Below are 20,349 nucleotides of genomic sequence, written 5' to 3'. Positions count from 1 at the left end.
ATCGGTTCGATCTTCATCGGGCGATCACCGCCAACGCTCCAGCGTCGAGGCGAATCTGCACTCGATCGCCTGCTTTCACCGGATGCGAACTGATGCCCTCGAGGGTGGAACCGTCAGCGGTCGTGACGCGCACCCGCCACGAGGAGACCAGCGCCGCCGCATGCTCAATCACTGCGCCACCGTTCGGGTCCGGGCTGGCGATGACTGACTCGGGCCGCAAGGCCACCTCGCACGGGCCGTCGGTGACGCTGCCGAAACTCACATCGTCGGCGAGCGACGCGGTTCCAAATGCCGTCGTCAAAACTTGTTGACGCACACTTCCACTAACCACCGCCCGCGCTCCGAGAAAAGACGCCGTGTCGTGGTCGACCGGTCGATGCCACAGCCGCGACGCCGCATCGGTCTGCACGATGGTGCCCGCCCGCATCACCGACACCGCGTCGGCCATGAGGGCGGCCTCGCGGTGGTCGTGGGTCACGAGCACTGTCGGCGTACCCGCGGCACGGACGATTTCGCCAATCGCTTCGGCCAGTGATTCGCGCAGTTGCGAGTCGACGGCAGCGAGCGGTTCGTCGAGGAGGAGCAGTCGTGGTTCTGGGGCTAGGGCACGAGCCAGCGCGACGCGCTGTGCCTGTCCACCCGACAGCGCCGCTACCGGACGGGACCCGTACCCCTGCAGGTGCACGAGGTCGAGCATTTCCTCGATCCGCCGCGAGGCTGCTGCGCCACGTATGCGGCGCCGAGCGAGGCCGTAGCCGATATTCTGCGCCACCGTCCGCCCCGGAAAGAGTTGCCCATCTTGGAAGACCACTCCAAAGTCGCGGCGATGCGGCGGCACTTTCGCCAGGTCCGTCCCGTCCCACGAGATCACGCCAGCGGCGACGGGTTCGAGTCCAGCCACGGCACGTAGCAGCGTCGACTTGCCGCACCCGGACGGGCCCAGCAGCGCCGTCACCGCTTCGGTACCCGAACCAACCGACCAATTGACGCGATCGACGGCAGCGAAGCGCCCGTAGCGAACGGTCACGTCGTTCAAGGTCAGCATTAATCCTCGGCCTTTTCGCTAGTGAGTTTCGGGGCAGCCGGCGGGGACGCCGTCCGCGTCTGAGTGGCACCGCCGCCGAGCAGTTCAATGAGCGCGATAATCGTCGCACTCGCCGCCACCAGCAAGACCGACGCCGCCATTGCCGTCGCCAGGTTGTCCTGGCCGGGGCGTCCCATCAGAGATCCGATGAGCACGGGCAGCGTTGTGGTGTCTGCGCTGGCCAAGAATCGGGTGGCACCAAATTCTCCGATAGCCATGACAAATGCAAATCCGGCTGCCGCACACAGGGATCGGATAGTGAGCCGGAAGTCGACCGAGACTATGACGCGCAGCGGGCCAGCCCCGAGAGTGCGGGCGGCATCGCGAAGGCGCGGCGGTACCTGGTTTAACGCCGGGATCATGATGCCTGCGACAACCGGGATCGCCAGGAGTGCTTGGACCGCCGGAATCACCAGTGGCGACTGGGCCAGCTCGGCGGGCAGTTTCGAGACAACCAGCAGATAGCCGAAACCGAGTGTCACGGCGCTGACCCCCAGCGGGAGCACCGCGATCAACGCGGCGATCTGCGCTGGCCAGCCACCGCCGCGGGTTACCGACAGCGCGATGAGGCTCCCGACTATCACCGAGATCACCATCGCTGCCAGGCCACTGGTCAGCGAATACTTCATCGCGACGAATGCAGAATCGCCATAGGTGGCATCGGTGAGAGCGCGGTAGCCGTCCACTGTCCAACGACGACCGTCGGGCCGCACTGATCGCACCAGAAGCGCCGCCAGTGGCAACAATTGCCACACCGCAATCCAGACCAGAATGGTCACAACCGCGACCCACGCGAAGCCGCGCGGGCGGCGGTGATGCGCGCGCCCCACCGCCATCGGACCGCTCACGGTGCTGCGTCCCCCGACAATTCTCGCGAGCAGAAGGGCGCAGGCAACGACGGCGATCTGCAGCATCGAGAGCGTGACGGCTTCCGGGATCCGGAAATAGCCGACTGCCTGCTGGTAGATCTCGGTTTCCAGCGTGCGCGCAGTTCCGTTACCCAAGATCACGACGACGCCGTAGCTGGTGGAACAGAACAGGAACACCAGGGCGGCTGAGGCCGCGATCGCCGGCACAATTCGCGGCATCACCACGTCGACAAAGGCCCGCGACGCGGTCGCCCCTAGCGTTCGCGAAGCTTCGACAGTTCGCGGGTCTACCTGCTGCCAGGCGGCCGTCACCACGCGCACTACTACCGCGACGTTGAGGAAGATGTGCGCGAGGATGATCGCCGCCCAGCCCCCATCGATGCCGAGAAAGCTGAGCGGCCCGGTCAGCAAGGCACGGAAGGCCACGCCGACGACCACGGTCGGCAGCACAAACGGAACGGTGACGATGATGCGCAGCAGCGCCGATCCCGGGAGTTGGACGGTGGCCAGGAGCCAGACGATTGGGGCGGCGACGAGGACGGCCAGCACTGCCGATACCGCGGCCTGAGCAAGGGTGATCCACAGCAGATCCCAGCCGCCAGTCCGGGCCAGGAGTTCACTGACCCGGAGGCCGGTCCCGTCGTCGGCCGCTCGTCGGACGAGTTCGACGAGCGGCCACCCGAAGAGGAGGGCAATAAATAGCGCAGGTACCGCGGCCACCGCGCGCATGGTCGACGAACCGCGCCGGGGAGTGCCAGTGTCAGTCAACGGCCTAGCCCTTGACGACCGCACGCCATTCGTTCAGCCATTCTTCGCGGTGGGCGCTGATGTAGGCGGGGGTCATGGTGACAGTCCACGCGGGGATGGGAGCTCGCTGTCGCCAACTAGCGGGCAGGGGTGTGCCCTTCTGTACCGGGTAGACGTACATGGAGGTCGGCAGCGCGGCCTGAACCGTCGGGCTCAGCATGAAGTCGACGAGCTTCTTCGCGCCCTCGGTATTGGCGGCACCGCGTAGAACGCCGATGTACTCCACCTGTGCGAAGCACGAGTCCAGGAGCGCACTGGTGCCGGGTGTCGCGGCCGGGCTTGATGCGTAAGACACGACGATCGGTCGCTTCCCGTGGCCGGCCCCCGCGCTGAATTCCTGGTTGTAGGCGACTTCCCAGCCGGAAACGATCTTTGCGCCGTTACTGACCATGCCGCGCCAGTAGTCCTGCGCGTGATTCCGGAACCGGCCAAGCGTCGCCAGCAGGAACCCCATGCCCGGCGACGACGTCGATGGATCCATCAAAACTGTCAGATCGCGGTACTTGGGCTCGGTGAGTTGATCAAACTGCGTCGGCGCCTCGATACCTCGGGTGTCGAACCAGGCGTCGTCGATGTTGATGCAGACGTCGCCGCGGTCGACGGCAGTCAGTTCGCCGGCCGACCCTTCGACGTTGAACTCGGCGGCGCCATTGGCCGCGGCGGGTGACACATAGGGCAGGAGTGCTTTGGCCTCGATGGGGCGAGCCGCAAAGGTGTTGTCAATACCGAAAACCGCGTCGCCCTTGGGGGATCCGGGTGTCAGGGAGATCGTGGCCGACAGCGCTCCCGCGTCACCGGAGTGCACGATTTTGAGTTTCATTCCGGTCTCGGTCTGGAACTGGTCGACGATTTCTTGCGGCAACTGGAACGAATCGTGCGTGAGGAGGGTGACCTCGTTGGCGCTGCCTTCGCCAGATCCGCATGCCGATAGCGTCGCTACCAGGGATATTGCCAGCGAGGCGACGATCATCGTGCGACCGGGTCGCCGAATGCCGCCGCTGCGGTTACCGAAAATTGCCATCGGTCTGCGTATCTCCTCGGTTGTGAGTCGCCGAAAAGTCTTCACTCGCGGCGCACTGGTTCCTCCGGAGGCGAATATAGCCAGTTGGGAACGGGTATCGGAATTTGCCGGACCAGACGAACGTAATCCCATGAAACACTTCCGTAACAATTGCCCCAGCAGCCACATATGCACCATCGAGTTGTGGTTAGAATCGCCGAGTTAGGTTTTTCGTGGATCTCTCTGAAAATCCCATTGCTCGACGACCGAATAGGATCACAGCTGTGCGATTTGCGCACCCCCGCCGCACCGCCGCCGCCATCGCGGCGGCTGCCGTCATCGCCCCCGCCCTGATCGTCCCTGCGTCCGCATCGGCAGCGCCGGCCGACGCCGCACCAAACACCCAGCAGGAATTGCCGATCCCGGATGCTGAGAACGCACCCGACGTTGATCCGCAGGTGCTGGAGTCGCTCGGTGCGCTGACCCCGGCGATTATCGGTTCGGCCGCCACGCGCGACTCTGACGGCAACGTCAACACGAACCTTCTTGCGCAGGTCAAGACGCTCGCCAATAACCCCGCCGTGCCCGCGCAGGCACAGGAGGTTTGGCGTTCGCTGATCGACTTCCTCGGCGAGCCTGGTGCCAGGGAAGCCGCCAAAACCTTTGAACTGGAAGCCAACCCGGCCGCCAAGAAGGACGATGCCCCCGACATCCCGACCGGCCCCAACAAGCCGCGAATCCAGCAGTTCCTGTACCCAACCCTGGGATTCGGATGCATGCCCGGTGGCGGCAACTCGGTTGGCATGGCCCTGGTGACCGCAGGCCCGCAGAAGGCTCCGGCACCCGGCCCGAAGAAGGGTCAGGCCGGCTACGTCTACACGAGTTTGGGAACCGGCCCGGCAATGCGCACGGCACTGACCGTCTCCTGGTTGAACATCGACAACGGTCGAACCGGCCAGCAGAACTTGCGCCCCAACCCGAAGATCAATGCAACCAAGGGCCCCGGCACCTTCACCGCGATTGCCAACACCGGCCGCGGCCGCATCGTCTCGACGATCTACGGAACGGTGACCACCAAGACCAAGGGTCGCGTTATCTCGTGCGGGATCGCCCCGACCATCGGCACTGCGATCATCTAGATAGCCGCCTTTTTCTCAGCACCGCGCCCCAGACTCGAAGTCTGGGGCGCGGTGCTTTTCTGCTAGCGCGATTTTGCATTGCCGATGCAAGTTTCCCGCCGGTCGCGGGGAGGTCACGACTCGGACTCGAGACTTGAGAAAGCCACTCCGACTTACTCATTATTAACTTGAGAAACATTAGTCACATCAGCCACAGCCGCAACATGGCCTGGTGGCCGATGCTCGCTTTCAAGCATCTACGTTCGGGAGGACCCCTGTGACCATGCGCATGAACCGATCGATGCGGGTAGGAATCGCTGGCCTCGCCGTCGCCACCACCGCAGCCCTGAGCTTTCCCGCCGTCGCGCATGCTGAACCAGAGACCGTTCCCCCCGCTGCTCCCGGCGCCCCCGCGCCCGACAACGCCACCCCGGCGCCGTCCGGAGCGACGACGCTGCCCGAGATTCCCGGCGATGCGGAACTGGCCGACCTGGTGAGCACGCTGAAAGCCACCGGCGGCACGGAAAAGGCTAAGGAGGCGTTGACAGCGATCCTCTCCTCAGATGGTCAGCTGGACCCGTCAAAGTACCTTGGCAGTACAGGCCTGCTCGACAGCATCGGCCTGGACTCATCCATCCTCGGCAAGCTCGGACTGGGCTCCGGAAGCCCGACCGCCCCCACCGACCCGGCAGCACCGACTGATCCAGCAGCACCCACAGATCCGACTGCCCCCACCGATCCGGCTGCTACAGCGCCAGCTTCCCCGGAAGCACCCGTCGCTCCCGGCGCTCCGTCGCCTGCCGCTGATTCCACCACCATCGGCGCGGTGCCAGCGGCTGACGACATTCTGACCACCTTGCAGAAGGTAACGGGCGCCAACCTGTTAACCCCGGCAATTTCACCCCTGTGTGCCGATCCGACCTCCGACAATCCGTTGGGCCTCGCAACGGCACCGGCACTCGCCGTCCCCGGTCCCTGGCCGACGTTGAAGGCAAGCCAGCCGGGCATCCTGGGCGCGCTCGCCAACCTCTTGCCGAACAACGACCCCGACCTGTTGGCGGCGATCAAGTCGGACGAGACCGCTTACGCGATCGTTCCGCCGAGTAAGCCGGAGTCGGACAATTTCCAGGTCGCCTGGTTCAACACCTCCACGCTCCAGGGCGGCTTGGCCGATTTGAAGCCGATCTCGGAGTCTGCCGAAGCCGGACCGCTGAAGGAACTGCTCGCCAGCACTGAGAACTTCCACGGCATTCGGCTAGCGAAGGTCAAGACCGGTGACGGCACCATCCTGTCTGCCGTTTTCGGGACCACCACCCAGGCGGGACGGACCTGCTTCTTCCTGCCCGCCCTCGGTGCAGTCGAAAGCTAACGACACGGCACGCCAGCACTGCTCGTCTCCCCTGATCTACATCCAACGATCTACCTCCATCTTGCCCGCAAAGGACCCCCATAATGACCACCGCGAAGAGCCGGTTCACCCGCACCCGCGTCGGGAAGACCCTGGTCGTGACCACGGCTGCCGCAGCAGTGGCCGTCGGTAGTGTGACTGGCGCTCAAGCTTTCGCTGACCCGGCCGAGGCGGTGCCGGAGCAAGGTGGTCAGACCGCAGGATCGGTGTACGCCAACCGCGTCATCGCTCCCACAAGTCTCATCGCCGGCGCTGCCCGCGGCCAGGAGTACACCTACTGGTCGCCGGGTTCGGACGAACGGCTTCACCTGTCGACCGCAACGCTGCTGGAGCCGAAGGGTAAGACGCCGAGCGCCGGTTGGCCGGTATTGGTGTGGGCCCACGCCTCGAATGGCTGGAATCAGTCGTGCGCGCCGTCAAAGACCCGCAACGGTGCTGACGACGCCGCAGTGACACGCCTGTTGAAGCAGGGCTACGCGGTGATCTCGCCCGACTATGCCGCGGTCGGCATGCCCGGCGCGCCCCAGTATTCCGATGTGAGCGCCACCGCCCACAACATCGTCGACGCGGTGCGCGCGGGGAGCGACGTCGGCGAGTCCGATCTGTCGCCGAAATGGGCCGTGGTCGGTGAAGGACAGGGCGCTTCTGCCGCCGTTGAATTGGCCCGAAACGGCGCATCGTGGCAGTCGGGCAGACTCGACTTCCGCGGCGCCACCGCCACCAGCATTCCCGCCGGCTACGACGACCTCGTCACGAATCTGAGCCCATCGTCGCAGCCGGTCCCGACGGGCGTCGTCGCCGATGTGCTTTACACGCTTGCCGCCCAGGAGCCAGACGATGTGAAGTCGATCCTTTCAACACGCGGCACCGCGCTCGTCGAGCAGGCTCGCACCCTGTGTAGCGCCGCCCTCGCCAAGGAGATAGGCGGCACGCAGCTCGCGGACCTGGTGTCGCGGCCGCTGTCGTCGAACGCGAAACTTGCTGCGGCGCTGCGTAAGTCGCTGGCTATCCCGTCACGGGGCTTCAGTCGCCCGGTGTTAATGAGTCAGCGACTCATGGATCCGACGGTCGTAGTCCCGACCTCGCTGGAATACGTGACACAGGCCCAGTTCGCGAGCAACAAGGTCACGATGAAGACCTACCTGACCGGTGATGACGCGGCGGCCCGCAAGCAGGAACGCTCGGCCGTCGACGCCTACCTCGAGGACCTCTTCTAGCGTCGAGTCGGCACCAGCGACCTAGACGACGGCGCTACTGCGGCACGACGAGTACTGCGGGTTCACCATCGGGTTGAACGCGAGGGCGCCGATCTTTTGATGGATGGTGAAGGAGACCTTGCCTCGCCCCGGGTGCAGGACTGCTTCCCAGTCCGCGTTCCGCGCTCGGGTCGGGACGCGGACCGACCCCTTGCGGCCAGTGGTGACATTGCGCCAGTTCACGGTTGTCAGAGTGGTCACTTCAACAAACGGTCCCACGCCGTTGGTGTTGTTGGCCGCCAAGGAAATTGAGGGGCCGGGCAGTCCGTCCGATGCGGTTCCACCGGTATAGATGTCGACCTTGATCCTAATCGGCGCACTTGGCCACGGGTTGGCACTGTTGCACGAGATGGTCCGGACAAATTTGCCGTCCCACGGGATTGCCGAAGCGGTCGGCGCACTGACTACCCCAACCGCAACGACCGACGCGGTCGCTGCGACAACGGCACCGACTCGGGTGGCATACCTCTTAGAGGTTCGGCCACTGTGACTGTTGACGTTTGCACGTGAGTTTCCGCTGCGCATGTGTGGGAGTGTGCCAGCATCTACGATCCTTGTATGGGAAGACTCCAAATTGCCCAGGAGCGCGCCGCCGACGACCTCCTGTCGACAAATGCCTTTGCCTTGACGACCGGCATGCTGCTTGACCAGCAGTTTCCAATGGAGCGCGCCTTTGCTGGCCCGGCAAAAATTCTAGACCGATTCGGCACCCTCGATCCGGTGGCAATTGCCGCCGCCGATCCCGAGACGTTCGCCGATTTGTGCGCGACGCCGCCCGCCGTCCACCGCTATGGCCGGTCGATGGCCGAACGGATCCAGCAGCTCGCACGAGTGGTAGTCGACGAATACGACGGCGACACCGCCGCAATCTGGACTACCGCCAAAACCGGAGAAGAACTCTTCCGCCGCGTCCGGGCACTTCCCGGATTCGGCGAGCAGAAAGCCAAGATCTTCGTCGCCCTGCTGGCCAAGCAGTTGGATGTGAAGCCACGCGGCTGGACCAAAGTGACCGGCGACTACGGACGCAAGGGCTACCGGTCAGTCGCCGATGTCACCGATCCCGACTCGCTCCAGCGAGTTCGCGACTTCAAGAAGGCCGCGAAAGCCGCAGCCAAGCAGTAGACGGCACTAAGCGGTAGGGCCCGGATGTGTCTGCCGCTACAATCTACAACCATGAATAAAAGCGCGAACGATGTTCGTACCGCGATAAAAATCCCGATACGCATTGGTTTCGCGACTGCTGGCATCGCTCTGTCGACCCTCGAGTCGGTGCTCAACGTCGCCCGCCTCACCGCCGAGAGCGTGGAGAGCGAAGTTAATTCTGTGATCGGCATCAACGGCGGCGGCGAGATCGCCACCGTCCGCGCACCACTGACGATCCTGGCCCAGGTTGCCGACCTACTAAGCCCCGACCGACCCTTCGGTCGCATTCTCGCCAGCGGCGGGCCGCTCGATCGCCTAATTCAGCCGGGCGGTGTGATCGACCGTTTGACCGCCCCCGACGGGCTCCTTGAGAAACTGACCGAGCGCGGCGGGCTACTCGACCAGATGACCGACGAAAACGGCATCTTGATGCGCGTGGCATCGAAGGGCGGGCCACTGGACCGGCTAACCCGCGAAGGCGGAGTCGTCGACCAGTTCACCGACAACGAAGGCATCTTGGAGCGCATTACGTCCGAGGGCGGCATCGTCGACAAGTTGACGGCGCCGAACGGAGTGCTGGAGAAGCTGTCTCAGCCGGGCGGCGTCCTCGACCGCGCGGCCAGCGACGAAGGCCTCCTCGACCAACTTCTCGGCGCCGACGGCGCGCTGGAAAAGCTGATCGCCCCCGGCGGACCGCTCGACAAGTTCACCGAACTGTCCGAAACTCTCGCTTCCCTACCGCCGAACTTGGCCGCCATGCAGGAAACAGTCGATCACCTCAACGAAGTGGTCGAATTGCTGAACGCGTCGGTTGCGCCGATTGGCGGACTCGCCGACCGCCTCCCCAAACGCCTGACCCGCGGAACCGGCGGCACTGGCGGGGCCGGCGGGGCCGTGACCCAGACGCGCCCGCAACTCGCCGGTGACCCGACCGACGACGCCGCCAGCCGCTACCCCGGGCGTTAGGCGCCCAAGGATTAGGCGTTGAAGACGGCTTCCAATGCCGCCACGTAGCGGTCGAGTTGCGCTTCGACCATCGAGTGCGAGGCGATGGAGATTGTCACGACGTCACCGATGCCGTGGACGCCGTGACTAAGTCCGTGGACTGCCGATAGTGCGGGAAAGCCAGCGGTAAACAACACGCGTCCACCTCCGAGGGCGAGGTCGTCGGGTCCGCGATTGACCGACGAGACGATGGTCGTACCTGCCACCCGCGCCGGGGTAGCCGACGCCGCATTCATCACCACCGCGAGTGACTCAAGGACTGCGGGAGCCTGGGCGGCAGCTCGTCGTTCGGCACGCCGGACGGGGGCGTCATCGCGAACCCGAGCATCGCGGAGTTGTTGGTCGATGACCATGGCGCGGTCGGCTAGCGGCAGATCGCTCCGCAGGTCGATACCGGTGGTAAAGAAGTTGTTGCGTTGACCCGCAACCGGCTCGCGCGCAATGGTCACCTCAGCGACAACTCGACCGTCGCTAGATCCGCCTATCTCTGGCAGGACCGTGCCGAGGACTGCGAGCACGCCGGTCGTCACCGAAGGTCCACACAGTCGGACCCGCTCGCGTGGAACCGTCACGGTACGAAGACGAGTGATCTTGGGCGCGGCCACCGCTGGAGCCGAGACATTGAGCCGGGTCGGAACGATCGCCGCTGGTGTCGTGGACGGAAGGTCGTGTTCTCCTGCGGCTTCGGTCGGCCCCGCACGCCTCCAGGCGTCAATGCCCAAGGCCATGGCCGCGGCCAACTTGGGGAGCGTTGTCATCAAACCGACACCGGCAGCGCACGCGTCGGAGACGTAACCCCACATCGGCACTCGCCGGGACCACTCTTCTCCGCTGCGCTGGCCCGATGAGGCGCTTCCCGCTGGCGGGCCTTCCGCTGACAGTAGGCACCGCGCGATGGCAGATGCGGTACGACCGTCACCGAGCGCATGCGACATCTGCAGGATGACCACCCGACCGTGTCCGCCGGCTGCAGTTGGCAACTGGGTCAGGTCCCCAAAGACGTGCACGCGCCACAGTTCGTCGGGGGTTCGCCCGCCCGCTGCTGGCCCCCTGTCCATCATGTCGGCGATCGTCAGGAGGCAGTCCTCCCAGGTGTCGCCCGGGTGCAGACGAAACTGGTCATCGCGTATCGGGGTCCGCGTCCAGCGCGGGAAATCAAGATTCCCGGGCACCGGGTCGATCCGAAGGTGCAGGTCCGCGATTCGGTCCGCGCGCTCACGCAACTCGCCCAGGATCGCCCCTTCCCTGTGGTTGCCGTCCCGGTGGTTGCCGTCCCTGTGGTTGCCGTCAGCACCGTCCGCACTGAGGGCAAAGGCGTATAGCAGGAATTGGTCGGTAGGCGAATTCAGTGACCGCCAATACATCGCGGCGTCGGGTGGGCTGAGCGCTCGCACCGGACCTCCTCACCATCCGTCATTGTCACCGTGGGCATAATTCGTTGCAGTGCAGGCGTCGCACGCGCGACGTCGAGAAAGGCAACGACGTGTCCAGCAGTTCCCACTCCGCAACTTCAACTTTCGAGGAGCTAGGTCTCAATCCGACCACCCCGGTCATCGTAGGCGTTGGGCAGGCGGCCGAACGCCTGGACGACCCCGATTATGCGGCGCTCGGCGAGGCCGACTTAGCTGCGCGGGCAGTCACTGCAGCTCTTGCTGACGCCGGCGTCAACCAGGTCGCCCTGGCGGCGTCCGTCGATACCGCAGTTGCCGTTCGGTCATTTGAGAACTCCAGCCCGGCGTCCCAGTCACCATTTGGTCGACCGGACAACATGCCGCGCGCGGTCGCCGCTCGGGTCGGTATGGAGCCGCGACGCGCGGTTGTCGAAGTGACCGGTGGGCAGAGCCCACAGCACCTGGTGAACGAGTTTGGAGCCGAAATTGCTGCCGGTCGAGCCCGCGCGGTGGCGCTGTTCGGGGCCGAAGTGATGTCGACGGTGAGGCACGCACAGCGCAGCACTGACAGTAAACCCAACTTCGCCGAAACGATCGGCGGCCAACTCGAAGACCGCGGGTACGGAATCGGCGGCCTCATCTCCATTGAGGAGGTGAAACACGGGATCGTGATGCCGACTGCCCAATATTCGATTATCGAGAATGCCCGACGCCACCGGCTAGGGATGTCGGGAACCGAATACGCCCGATCGATGGGCGAATGGTTTGCCCCGATGACACGGGTCGCTGCCGAGAATCCGTTCTCGGCATCGACGGACGTGCACTCGGCCGACGACCTGTCGACACCCTCAGAGGGCAACCGGAGGGTCAGCGTCCCGTACACTCGTCGGCTGATAGCCCGCGATCAGGTCAACCAGTCAGCGGCCGTGATCCTGATGTCGGTCGCTTCTGCGCAGGCGGCAGGTATCGCGCCGGACCGCTGGGTGTTTCTACACGGACACGCCGACACCAGCGCTCAGCCGCTGCTGGGGCGACCCGATATCTCACGCGTTCCCACATCCGTCGCCGCCGTCCGTGAGGCGCTGCGCATGGCCGGGGTCTCCTTGGATGACGTCCACCACTTGGACTTCTACAGTTGCTTCCCGATCGCAGTCTCGCACGTGGCCGACGAATTGGGGCTCAAGCCCGACGACCCGCGCGGGCTCACGGTGACCGGCGGGCTCCCCTACTTTGGCGGCCCCGGAAACAACTATTCGATGCACGCGATCGCCGAGATCGTGCAGCGCGCACGGCGGGCACCCGGCAGCTTCGGGCTGGTGGGCGCGAACGGCGGGATGCTCAGTAAGTACTCGGTCGGCTTGTACTCCACCATCCCGACGCGGTGGCGGCCGTCGACCTCCGCTGGCATTCAGGCGGAACTGGACCGCGAAGGGTCGGTGTCCCTGGCCCGTTTCCCGAACGGTGAAGCAACAATCGAGTCGTTCGTGGTGATGTCCCCGGACTCGGGCCGACCGGCGGCCACCATCGTCGGGCGACTCGCGGACGGTTCCCGCTTCATGTCCGTGGCTGACTCGGATGACACCGACTTGCTCGAACTCCTGTCCGGCGACGCCGATCCCATCGGAACTACCGTGTATGTGCGGTCGACACCGGAGCGCAATTTTGTTGCGCTGTCGCGCGAAGAACTCGATACCCGCCATCCGCTGCCGCCGGTCGGGTTCGCCCAGCGCTACGAACATCTGGAGGTGCATTGTGATCGCCAAGTGCTTGAGATCACGATCAGGCGTCCCGAATCGCGCAATGCCTTGGATGCCACCACCAATGCCGAACTCAACGCAGTCTTCGACGCCTATTTTGCCGATCCCGACTTGCGAGTGGCGATTCTGACCGGCGCAGGCGACCGCGACTTTTCGGCAGGCAATGATCTGGCTGCGGGAGCGTCCGCTGCCGGATTCTCGATGCCCGCCAACGGGATTGCCGGACTCACGTCACGGCGGGAGATGCCTAAGCCAGTGATTGCCGCTGTCAACGGCGATGCCCTCGGCTCGGGTCTGGAGATTGTCCTGGCTTGCCACATCGCGGTGGCCGATAGCGAAGCAATGTTCGGGTTGCCCGAAGTCACAATGGGCCTGGTGTCGGGTGCGGGCGGACTTGTCCGACTGCCGCGAGCGATTTCACCGATGCTGGCGCGCGACATGGTCTTGACCGGTCGGCGCATTGACGCCGCCGAGGCGCTGGCACACGGATTGCTGTCCCGCGTCGCACCGCACGGATCGGTGCTCGAAGTTGCGCGAGCAGTAGCGGCCGACATCTTGGCTGCCTCGCCCGTCGCGATCAGTTCGTCCTTGGAATCGATGGAGCGCACGCAGACCCAATCCGACGTGGTCGACGCGGTCCTCGACAGCATGACCGCGTTCGACACCGTATTGGTCTCCGAGGACCATCACGAGGGAATTGCCGCGTTGGCCCAGAATCGGGAACCGCAATGGAAGGGTCGATGACCTGCACTGATCGCTAATTTCCGCGCAACCCTTGAATTACTTGGACATCCAAGTATATCGTGGTGGCCGTCACCAAAACGGATGCCCACGGAAGGACTCGCATGACTGCGTTGCGAACCATCGATCACTACTTGAACGGCGCACACGTCGCTGGAACCGGCGCCACCGCCGACGTCTACGACCCAAGTACCGGCCAGGTTCAGGCGACGGTTCCCCTCGCCTCGACAGCGGAGGTCGACAATGCCGTCGCCATCGCAAAGGAAGCGCAGAAGACGTGGGCCGCGTTCAATCCGCAGCGCCGCGCCCGCATCCTGATGAAGTTCATTGCTCTCGTCAACGAGAACATGGATGAGCTAGCCGAACTGCTGTCCAGCGAGCACGGTAAGACTCTCGAAGATGCTCGCGGCGACGTGGTTCGCGGCCTCGACGTCATGGAATTTGCCGTCGGCATCCCGCACCTCCTCAAGGGCGAGTACACCGAGAACGCTGGCACCGGCATTGACGTCTACTCGATGCGCCAGCCGCTAGGCGTGGTTGCCGGAATCACGCCGTTCAACTTCCCGGCGATGATTCCCCTGTGGAAGGCGGGCCCGGCCTTGGCTTGCGGCAACGCCTTCATCCTCAAGCCATCTGAGCGTGACCCGTCGGTCCCGGTCCGTCTTGCCGAGATCTTCAGCGAGGCAGGACTGCCCGATGGCGTATTCCAGGTGGTGCACGGTGACAAGACCGCCGTCGACGCGCTGCTGGTGCACCCGGATGTGAAGGCCGTGGGCTTCGTCGGGTCGACCGACATCGCGCAGTACATCTACGAGACGGCTGCAGCCAACGGCAAGCGCAGTCAGTGCTTCGGCGGCGCCAAGAACCATATGATCATCGCCCCGGACGCCGACCTCGACCAGGCTGTTGATGCACTCGTCGGTGCCGGATACGGTGCCGCTGGCGAGCGATGCATGGCGATCTCGGTGGCCGTCCCAATCGGCGACGCGACCGCTGATGCGCTGCGCGCCAAGCTGATTGAGCGAGTCTCCGCACTCCGTGTCGGCCACAGCCACGACCCGAAGGCCGACTACGGCCCGCTGATCACCGCGGCCGCCCGCGACCGCGTGATCGATTACATCAATCAGGGCGAGGCCGCTGGTGCCGATCTGGTGATCGACGGACGCGGCAAGGGCTCCACCGACGCCACGTTTGAGGGCGCCGACCTGTCGGGCGGCTACTACGTCGGCCCCACCCTGTTTGACCACGTCACCAAGGACATGTCGATCTACACGGACGAGATCTTCGGCCCGGTGGTGTGCATCGTCCGCGCGCACGACTACGAAGCAGCCCTCGCCCTCCCGACCGAGCACGAGTATGGCAACGGCGTGTCGATCTTCACCCGCGACGGCGACACGGCACGCGACTTCACCTCCCGCGTCGAGGTCGGGATGGTCGGCGTCAACGTGCCGGTCCCCGTCCCCGTGGCCTACCACACGTTCGGCGGCTGGAAGCGTTCCGGTTTCGGCGACCTGAACCAGCATGGACCTGCGTCGATTATGTTCTACACGAAGACCAAGACGGTCACGTCGCGCTGGCCTTCGGGCATCAAGGAAGGCGCCGACTTCGCTATGCCGCAGATGCACTGATCCGACGACCGACGAGAGAAAAGGCACCGGCAGGAATCCCCATGCCCTATCCGAAATTGCTTGATGACGACCGGATCGTGGTCGAAGCGGCGCGCGATTTCGCCCGCAAGCGGTTGGCACCGTATTCCCTCGAATGGGATGCGCAATCGCACTTCCCTGTCGACGAGATGCGGGAGGCCGCTTCTCTGGGAATGGCAGGCATCTACACGAGCGAGGACGTCGGCGGTTCCGGTCTACGCCGGATCGACGGGGTGCGGATCTTTGAGGAACTCGCGAAGGCCGACCCGGTCACCGCAGCGTTCCTGTCGATCCACAACATGTGCACGTGGATGGTCGACACGTACGGCACCCCCGCTCAACGCGAGCGGTGGGTGCCGAAGATGGCGTCGATGGAATTCATCGCCAGCTACTGCCTCACCGAACCGGGTGCCGGTTCGGATGCCGCAGCGCTGTCGACATCTGCACGGCGCGACGGCGACGGCTTTGTCCTCCGCGGGAGCAAGCAGTTCATCTCCGGCGGAGGCGTCTCCGACGTCTACGTGGTGATGGCGCGCACCGGCGATGCCGGCGCACGCGGGATCTCCACATTTGTGGTGCCAAAGGATGCGCCGGGTCTCTCGTTTGGACCACCCGAGGCGAAGATGGGTTGGAACAACCAGCCGACCGCACAGGTGATCTTCGACGACGTCCGGGTGCCCGCCGACGCCTTACTCGGCGGCCCGGACGCTGAAGGCACCGGCTTCTCCATTGCCATGAACGGACTCAACGGCGGGCGGCTGAATATTGCCGCGTGCTCATTGGGTGGAGCACAGTCCGCATACGACAAGACGTTGGCGTACACCGCAGAGCGCGAAGCGTTTGGCAAGCCGCTGATACAAGAGCCGACGATCGCAGCGACGCTCGCCGACATGGCGATCGCACTCGAGGCCTCACGACTAATGCTGTGGCGGGCGGCCGATGCGCTCGATGCGGACGACCCAGACAAAGTCGAATTGTGCGCGATGGCGAAGCGATTCGTCACCGAGAGCTGTTTCACTGTTGCTGACCAGGCATTGCAGTTGCATGGCGGCTACGGGTACCTGCATGAGACAGGTATTGAAAAGATCGTCCGGGATTTGCGGGTGAACCGCATTCTTGAAGGAACCAACGAAATCATGCGGATGGTGATTGGCCGTGCTGAAGCACAGCGCGCCGCCGCAAGCCAGAAGGGCACACGATGAGCAGAATCGCTTTCCTCGGACTCGGTCACATGGGTGGACCGATGGCCGCGAATCTCGTTACCGGCGGACACGAGGTAGTTGGTTTCGACCTCGTCCCCGAACTGCTGTCAGCGGCTGTCGCGACCGGAGTTAAGGCGGCGACATCGGCCGAAGAGGCCGTCTCGGGCGCTGACGCCGTCATCACGATGTTGCCGAGCGGCGCTGCGGTACGCGCGGTGTACGAAGCGGTGATCCCACATGCGACACCGGGTCAGCTGTTCATTGATTCGTCGACAATCTCCGTCGAGGATGCACGCGCCGTGCACGACCTGGCCGAGGCCGCCGGATTGATGCAGCTCGATGCGCCGGTGTCCGGCGGAGTGAAGGGTGCGACGGCAGGAACGCTGGCGTTCATGGTTGGCGGCAGTGCGACGTCGCTGGCGGCGGCGCAGCCGATTTTGGCACCCATGGCGGGAAAGGTCGTGGCATGCGGTGGCTCGGGCAACGGCCAGGCAGCCAAGCTGTGCAACAACATGATCCTGGCGGTGCAGCAGATCGTCGTCGGTGAGGCATTCACGCTCGCCGAGAAACTCGGATTGTCGGATCAGGCACTGTACGACGTCGTCACCGGGGCGACCGGCAACTGCTGGGCGCTGCAAGCCAACTGCCCGGTTCCCGGTCCGGTGGAGTCGGCACCGTCAACAAACGAGTTCCGTCCGGGTTTTGCAACGTCCCTGATGAACAAGGACTTGCACCTGGCAATGGACGCGGTGTCGAAGACCGGTGCGACTGCCCCCTTGGGGTCACATGCCGCGAAGCTGTACGACGAATTCGCGTCGGAGCACAGCGACTTGGACTTCAGTGCCATAATCGAGACGCTGCGCTGAGCTGACAACAGACGGGCCGCCAGCAATAGTCGTTGGAGGGAGTGGCGTGGCCGAGGTTGATCGCGAGTCCAGTCTGCATGACCCGATTGCCTTGGCCCGTCGCAACTGGGAGGACGCCGGTTGGGGTGGCGACATCGCCGACGGCATGGAGGCGGTCACTTCAGTGATGCGCGCGCATCAGATTATGCTGGCGCGCGTCGAGCAGCAGTTGAAGCCGTTCGGCCTCACCTTCGCCCGGTACGAATTGTTGCGACTCCTTGCCTTCACTCGGCAGGGCTCGCTCCCCATTTCGAAGGCAAGCGATCGTCTGCAAGTTCACGTTTCGTCGGCGACGCATGCGATTGCTCGGCTTGTCGATGCGGGTTTGGTGGAGCGGATCCCGCACCCTACGGATGGTCGGACCACGTTGGTCTCTATCACCACTGACGGTCGTGACCTAGTCGAGAAGGCCACCATCGTGCTGAACGGCGGCGTGTTCGCCGATGTGGGAATGCCGGTCGAGCAGTCTCGTCAGCTGGTCGACGCCATCCGCACCCTGCGGCACTCCCACGGCGACTTTTAGCGTCGGCTACCGGCGTCAGAGGTGCCCGACCGGGGCTAGTCGATGGCCGTATCGAATTCGATGAATCGGACGCGTCGCCCAGGATTGGTGTTGGTTTGATTCGCGCGCAGGGCGTCGAGTTCGTTTGCGAAGATTCGTTCCACCCGCGCTCCCGAGCTGGGCGAACCATCGGAGACCACTACTGCCCACACTCCGTTGCCAGCACCGCTGCTCACCGGTTGGGTTTCCGTTTTCGGTTCCGGACGGACTTGGGAGCTGTGGCCGCTTTCGGCCGCGGAGCGTGGGCGCACTGCGGTGGCGGCAATGTCTGCCCAGGCTGCGGTAGCACGCGGGTTTTCGAGCGCCTGCCGGAGGAGTCGGCGTAGTCCGTCACCGGCTTCGCGCGCGAAGCGATCGAAGTCGTCGGGTCCCCGGTCGTCGGGTCCGAAGTCATCTGTTGTGGCCATGGTCTCCATCCTCCTGATGAACTGGCTGCCGCGCCACCAAGTTAGTACCGTCAACGCTGTTACCTGCATTTCAGGTACCCGGACGAGCCCGCCGTACCCGGACCGCGACAAGACGGTGGTTGAGGAATTCTCATGCACTGGCTCGTGCTCATCATTTCCGGCGTTTTTGAGGCAGTCTGGGCAACGGCGCTCGGCAAATCTGAGGGCTTTTCACGCCTCGGACCGAGCATCATTTTTGCCGTCACTGTCATCATCAGCATGGGCGGACTCGCCTTCGCCATGCGTGAGCTCCCGACCGGCACCGCGTATGCGGTGTGGGTCGGCATTGGTGCCTCGGGCGCGGTGGCCTACAGCATGATGACCGGTGCCGAGGCAGCCAGCATCGCAAAGATCGTCTGCATCATCGCGATCGTCGCTGGCGTTGTCGGCCTGAAGCTAGCGAGCTAACCCCACCCCGGGCTGGATCACTCCAGCCGCCATCGCCGTTCGACCGCCCCTTACGCTGCCGCATCCTCGGCCAGCGTAAGGGTGCGTCGCGCGTGCGACCGCACCAGCCGACGCTTACTGCCCGGGCGAGCCGGGTCGGCCGGAATAATGAACCACGGATGATGATCGGTCCCCATGAAGACTTCCCAGCCTCCGTGGTGAACCTTCGTGTGGTGCATCCGGCACAACAGCACCGAGTTCGCCAGACTGGTCTCCCCGCCCTCCGACCACGGAACAATGTGGTGCGCATCGGTCCACCCGACCGGACGCCCACACCCCGGAGCCGCACAACCCCGATCCCGAGCCTCCAGGCCCTTACGGATCTGGACCGTCACCGCCCGATGCTCCCGCCCCACATTGAGAGCCGACCCGTCACCATCAACCTCAATCCGACGAAGCGCGGCATCACACAGAACCAAACCCACGGTCGGACTCGACACCGGCCCGGTAAACCCAAGCGAAGCAACCTGCCCCGCACCGCCGGCACCCGAACCTGCACTCCCCGAGCCAGATTCGACCGCAACGGGGACCAACAGACTCACGTGCGGCAATACCCCACCGTTGGTCGGCCGATCATTCCGGGCCAAGTACGTCCGCACAATCTGACCGAACGCATCTGCCCGACGCTGCCCAGCATTGCGCGGGTCCCGACTCCCATCGGGCTGCAACACCGGCCGACACAGCGGATCTAGGGCCTGCAACAGTTCCTCACCCAGTACCGCATCCACATCGATCGCGACATTGGTCCGACCGTCAGCCCCGACCACCACACTCATCTCGTTGAACTCAACGTTCTCCGCAACCGGAACCCCATCGAAGCCCTCCTCAACGATGGGCTCCAACTCGATCGCAAGCTCCCGAGCCCGATTCCGAACATCGGAGGGACGCTCCTGCACCATCAACCGCCGAGCCACCTGGACCTCGGCGTCCGAATCAAGCTCAACCCGCCTGCCAACAAAGGCCAAGCCCTCACCAACAGCATCGGCATGCTCAATAGCGACCGCACCAACCCGAGCCTGCGAAGCCAGCCCCGCCAACGCTGGCACCGACTCAAACGCCTTCCCCACCCGCGACAACCGGTAAGCCACCGCTGGCGGAACACCCAACCCCAACAACAGATCCACCCCGGTCTTCAACCGCTTACGCGCTGGAACCCCGATCCGCGCCGCACTCTGCAGCGTCTGAGCCAAGAGCGTGTTCGCCACATTCAGCAAACGCACCCCCTCCACCAGCACAGCAAGCACCTCGCGATCGTCGGCCCCCGTAGACGAAGCCCCAGCCAGCAGACCCGCGAGCGACCCAGCACCGGCCTCGCTCTCCACCCCGGAAAGCTCATCCGACAGCCGATCAGCGAACTCTTTGACCACTTCAGAAACGCTCATGACGCCTCCCCTTTCGAGTAACGAGCGGTAACCACCTTTTGCCGTCGCACCACCCACCCTTACTTCCTCAGCAGTGCCGTGGAAGCAGTTGGTGTCGCCGTGTGCCGCGACGCGCTTTTAAGTTTTCAAAGAACACCATCCACTCGAACAAACTCGAGTAGTTGATGTGATCTACGTTAC

The 20,349-nt window shown here is 64.4% G+C and carries 18 protein-coding genes and 1 riboswitch; of the genes, 11 read left to right on the top strand and 7 right to left on the bottom strand.

What is annotated here, in order from left to right; genetic code table 11:
• Positions 1-13 precede the first annotated feature (13 nt).
• Genes WBA38_RS13850 through WBA38_RS13840 form a run of 3 tightly spaced genes read right to left on the bottom strand, consistent with a single transcriptional unit; the run spans position 14 to position 3,781 of the window.
• Entirely contained in the window at positions 14-1,045 is a 1,032-nt protein-coding gene (locus tag WBA38_RS13850; protein ID WP_424294055.1) for an ABC transporter ATP-binding protein, read from the bottom strand.
• Positions 1,045-2,682, bottom strand: coding sequence for an ABC transporter permease (locus WBA38_RS13845; protein WP_424294059.1), 1,638 nt, complete (start codon positions 2,680-2,682; stop codon positions 1,045-1,047). The genes WBA38_RS13850 and WBA38_RS13845 overlap by 1 nt, the downstream gene beginning before the upstream one ends.
• 43 nt (positions 2,683-2,725) lie before the next feature.
• The gene (locus WBA38_RS13840; RefSeq protein WP_424322943.1) at positions 2,726-3,781 is read right to left on the bottom strand and encodes a thiamine ABC transporter substrate-binding protein; all 1,056 of its coding nucleotides are present in this window, start codon (positions 3,779-3,781) and stop codon (positions 2,726-2,728) included.
• A 263-nt stretch (positions 3,782-4,044) separates the two neighbouring features.
• Here WBA38_RS13840 and WBA38_RS13835 point away from each other — a divergent pair, with 263 nt between their 5' ends.
• The 3 genes from WBA38_RS13835 (at position 4,045) to WBA38_RS13825 (ending at position 7,503) form a co-directional block, all read left to right on the top strand.
• Positions 4,045-4,899, top strand: coding sequence for a hypothetical protein (locus tag WBA38_RS13835; protein WP_424294057.1), 855 nt, complete (start codon positions 4,045-4,047; stop codon positions 4,897-4,899).
• Between the two features lie 262 nt (positions 4,900-5,161).
• Positions 5,162-6,247 carry a hypothetical protein gene (locus tag WBA38_RS13830; RefSeq protein ID WP_424322942.1) on the top strand — a complete coding sequence of 362 codons (1,086 nt, stop codon included), beginning with the start codon at positions 5,162-5,164 and terminating at the stop codon, positions 6,245-6,247.
• 83 nt (positions 6,248-6,330) lie between these two features.
• Positions 6,331-7,503, top strand: a complete 1,173-nt coding sequence (locus WBA38_RS13825) for a lipase family protein (protein ID WP_424322941.1) — start codon at positions 6,331-6,333, stop codon at positions 7,501-7,503.
• Positions 7,504-7,524: 21 nt separating this feature from the next.
• Here the strand turns inward: WBA38_RS13825 and WBA38_RS13820 are convergent, their stop codons facing one another.
• A complete protein-coding gene (locus tag WBA38_RS13820) occupies positions 7,525-8,067 on the bottom strand; it encodes a hypothetical protein (protein WP_424322940.1) in 543 nt (180 codons plus the stop codon).
• Between the two features lie 33 nt (positions 8,068-8,100).
• On the opposite strand from WBA38_RS13820, the gene WBA38_RS13815 reads away from it, so the two are divergent.
• Complete coding sequence (locus tag WBA38_RS13815) at positions 8,101-8,664, top strand: HhH-GPD-type base excision DNA repair protein (RefSeq protein WP_424294253.1); 564 nt, start codon at positions 8,101-8,103, stop codon at positions 8,662-8,664.
• Between the two features lie 51 nt (positions 8,665-8,715).
• On the top strand, positions 8,716-9,651 hold the full coding sequence (locus tag WBA38_RS13810; RefSeq protein ID WP_424322939.1) for a hypothetical protein: 936 nt from the start codon (positions 8,716-8,718) through the stop codon (positions 9,649-9,651).
• Positions 9,652-9,662: 11 nt separating this feature from the next.
• On the opposite strand, the gene WBA38_RS13805 is transcribed toward WBA38_RS13810, so the two are convergent.
• Entirely contained in the window at positions 9,663-11,084 is a 1,422-nt protein-coding gene (locus WBA38_RS13805) for a hypothetical protein (protein ID WP_424322938.1), read from the bottom strand.
• A gap of 89 nt (positions 11,085-11,173) precedes the next feature.
• Between WBA38_RS13805 and WBA38_RS13800 the strand changes: the two genes are divergently transcribed.
• The 5 genes from WBA38_RS13800 to WBA38_RS13780 all read left to right on the top strand — a co-directional run bounded on the left by WBA38_RS13800 (position 11,174) and on the right by WBA38_RS13780 (position 17,855).
• Positions 11,174-13,582 (top strand): acetyl-CoA acetyltransferase, encoded by a 2,409-nt coding sequence (locus tag WBA38_RS13800; RefSeq protein WP_424322937.1) that lies wholly within the window; start codon positions 11,174-11,176, stop codon positions 13,580-13,582.
• Positions 13,583-13,683: 101 nt separating this feature from the next.
• Positions 13,684-15,207, top strand: a complete 1,524-nt coding sequence (locus WBA38_RS13795) for a CoA-acylating methylmalonate-semialdehyde dehydrogenase (RefSeq protein WP_424322936.1) — start codon at positions 13,684-13,686, stop codon at positions 15,205-15,207.
• A gap of 41 nt (positions 15,208-15,248) precedes the next feature.
• Complete coding sequence (locus WBA38_RS13790) at positions 15,249-16,427, top strand: acyl-CoA dehydrogenase family protein (protein ID WP_424293924.1); 1,179 nt, start codon at positions 15,249-15,251, stop codon at positions 16,425-16,427.
• Positions 16,424-17,293: a 3-hydroxyisobutyrate dehydrogenase gene (gene mmsB / locus WBA38_RS13785; RefSeq protein ID WP_424322935.1), complete on the top strand. Its 870-nt coding sequence runs from the start codon at positions 16,424-16,426 to the stop codon at positions 17,291-17,293. The genes WBA38_RS13790 and mmsB overlap by 4 nt, the downstream gene beginning before the upstream one ends.
• Positions 17,294-17,339: 46 nt before the next feature.
• Complete coding sequence (locus tag WBA38_RS13780; RefSeq protein WP_424293922.1) at positions 17,340-17,855, top strand: MarR family winged helix-turn-helix transcriptional regulator; 516 nt, start codon at positions 17,340-17,342, stop codon at positions 17,853-17,855.
• 35 nt (positions 17,856-17,890) lie between these two features.
• Here WBA38_RS13780 and WBA38_RS13775 read toward each other — a convergent pair whose 3' ends face one another.
• Entirely contained in the window at positions 17,891-18,301 is a 411-nt protein-coding gene (locus tag WBA38_RS13775) for a hypothetical protein (protein ID WP_424322934.1), read from the bottom strand.
• 56 nt (positions 18,302-18,357) lie between these two features.
• A riboswitch (guanidine-III (ykkC-III) riboswitch) is annotated at positions 18,358-18,423 on the top strand.
• A gap of 10 nt (positions 18,424-18,433) precedes the next feature.
• Here WBA38_RS13775 and WBA38_RS13770 point away from each other — a divergent pair.
• Entirely contained in the window at positions 18,434-18,748 is a 315-nt protein-coding gene (locus WBA38_RS13770) for a DMT family transporter (RefSeq protein ID WP_424322933.1), read from the top strand.
• 50 nt (positions 18,749-18,798) lie between these two features.
• On the opposite strand, the gene WBA38_RS13765 is transcribed toward WBA38_RS13770, so the two are convergent.
• Positions 18,799-20,169, bottom strand: a complete 1,371-nt coding sequence (locus WBA38_RS13765; RefSeq protein ID WP_424322932.1) for a DUF222 domain-containing protein — start codon at positions 20,167-20,169, stop codon at positions 18,799-18,801.
• Positions 20,170-20,349: the final 180 nt, after the last annotated feature.

Origin of the sequence: Gordonia sp. (in: high G+C Gram-positive bacteria), from assembly GCF_049647785.1 — a bacterium.
In the GTDB taxonomy this organism is placed as follows: Bacteria; Actinomycetota; Actinomycetes; order Mycobacteriales; family Mycobacteriaceae; genus Gordonia.
Note: the sequence above shows the minus strand (reverse complement) of the source record. Positions and strands in the feature narration are given on the sequence as shown.

Coding starts and splice junctions, on each gene's coding strand:
- WBA38_RS13850 (WP_424294055.1), bottom strand. CDS start 1,045: ATGCTGACCTTGAACGACGTGACCGTTCGCTACGGGCGCTTCGCTGCC.
- WBA38_RS13845 (WP_424294059.1), bottom strand. CDS start 2,682: ATGCGCGCGGTGGCCGCGGTACCTGCGCTATTTATTGCCCTCCTCTTC.
- WBA38_RS13840 (WP_424322943.1), bottom strand. CDS start 3,781: ATGGCAATTTTCGGTAACCGCAGCGGCGGCATTCGGCGACCCGGTCGC.
- WBA38_RS13830 (WP_424322942.1), top strand. CDS start 5,162: ATGCGCATGAACCGATCGATGCGGGTAGGAATCGCTGGCCTCGCCGTC.
- WBA38_RS13825 (WP_424322941.1), top strand. CDS start 6,331: ATGACCACCGCGAAGAGCCGGTTCACCCGCACCCGCGTCGGGAAGACC.
- WBA38_RS13820 (WP_424322940.1), bottom strand. CDS start 8,067: ATGCGCAGCGGAAACTCACGTGCAAACGTCAACAGTCACAGTGGCCGA.
- WBA38_RS13815 (WP_424294253.1), top strand. CDS start 8,101: ATGGGAAGACTCCAAATTGCCCAGGAGCGCGCCGCCGACGACCTCCTG.
- WBA38_RS13810 (WP_424322939.1), top strand. CDS start 8,716: ATGAATAAAAGCGCGAACGATGTTCGTACCGCGATAAAAATCCCGATA.
- WBA38_RS13795 (WP_424322936.1), top strand. CDS start 13,684: ATGACTGCGTTGCGAACCATCGATCACTACTTGAACGGCGCACACGTC.
- WBA38_RS13790 (WP_424293924.1), top strand. CDS start 15,249: ATGCCCTATCCGAAATTGCTTGATGACGACCGGATCGTGGTCGAAGCG.
- mmsB (WP_424322935.1), top strand. CDS start 16,424: ATGAGCAGAATCGCTTTCCTCGGACTCGGTCACATGGGTGGACCGATG.
- WBA38_RS13775 (WP_424322934.1), bottom strand. CDS start 18,301: ATGGCCACAACAGATGACTTCGGACCCGACGACCGGGGACCCGACGAC.
- WBA38_RS13770 (WP_424322933.1), top strand. CDS start 18,434: ATGCACTGGCTCGTGCTCATCATTTCCGGCGTTTTTGAGGCAGTCTGG.
- WBA38_RS13765 (WP_424322932.1), bottom strand. CDS start 20,169: ATGAGCGTTTCTGAAGTGGTCAAAGAGTTCGCTGATCGGCTGTCGGAT.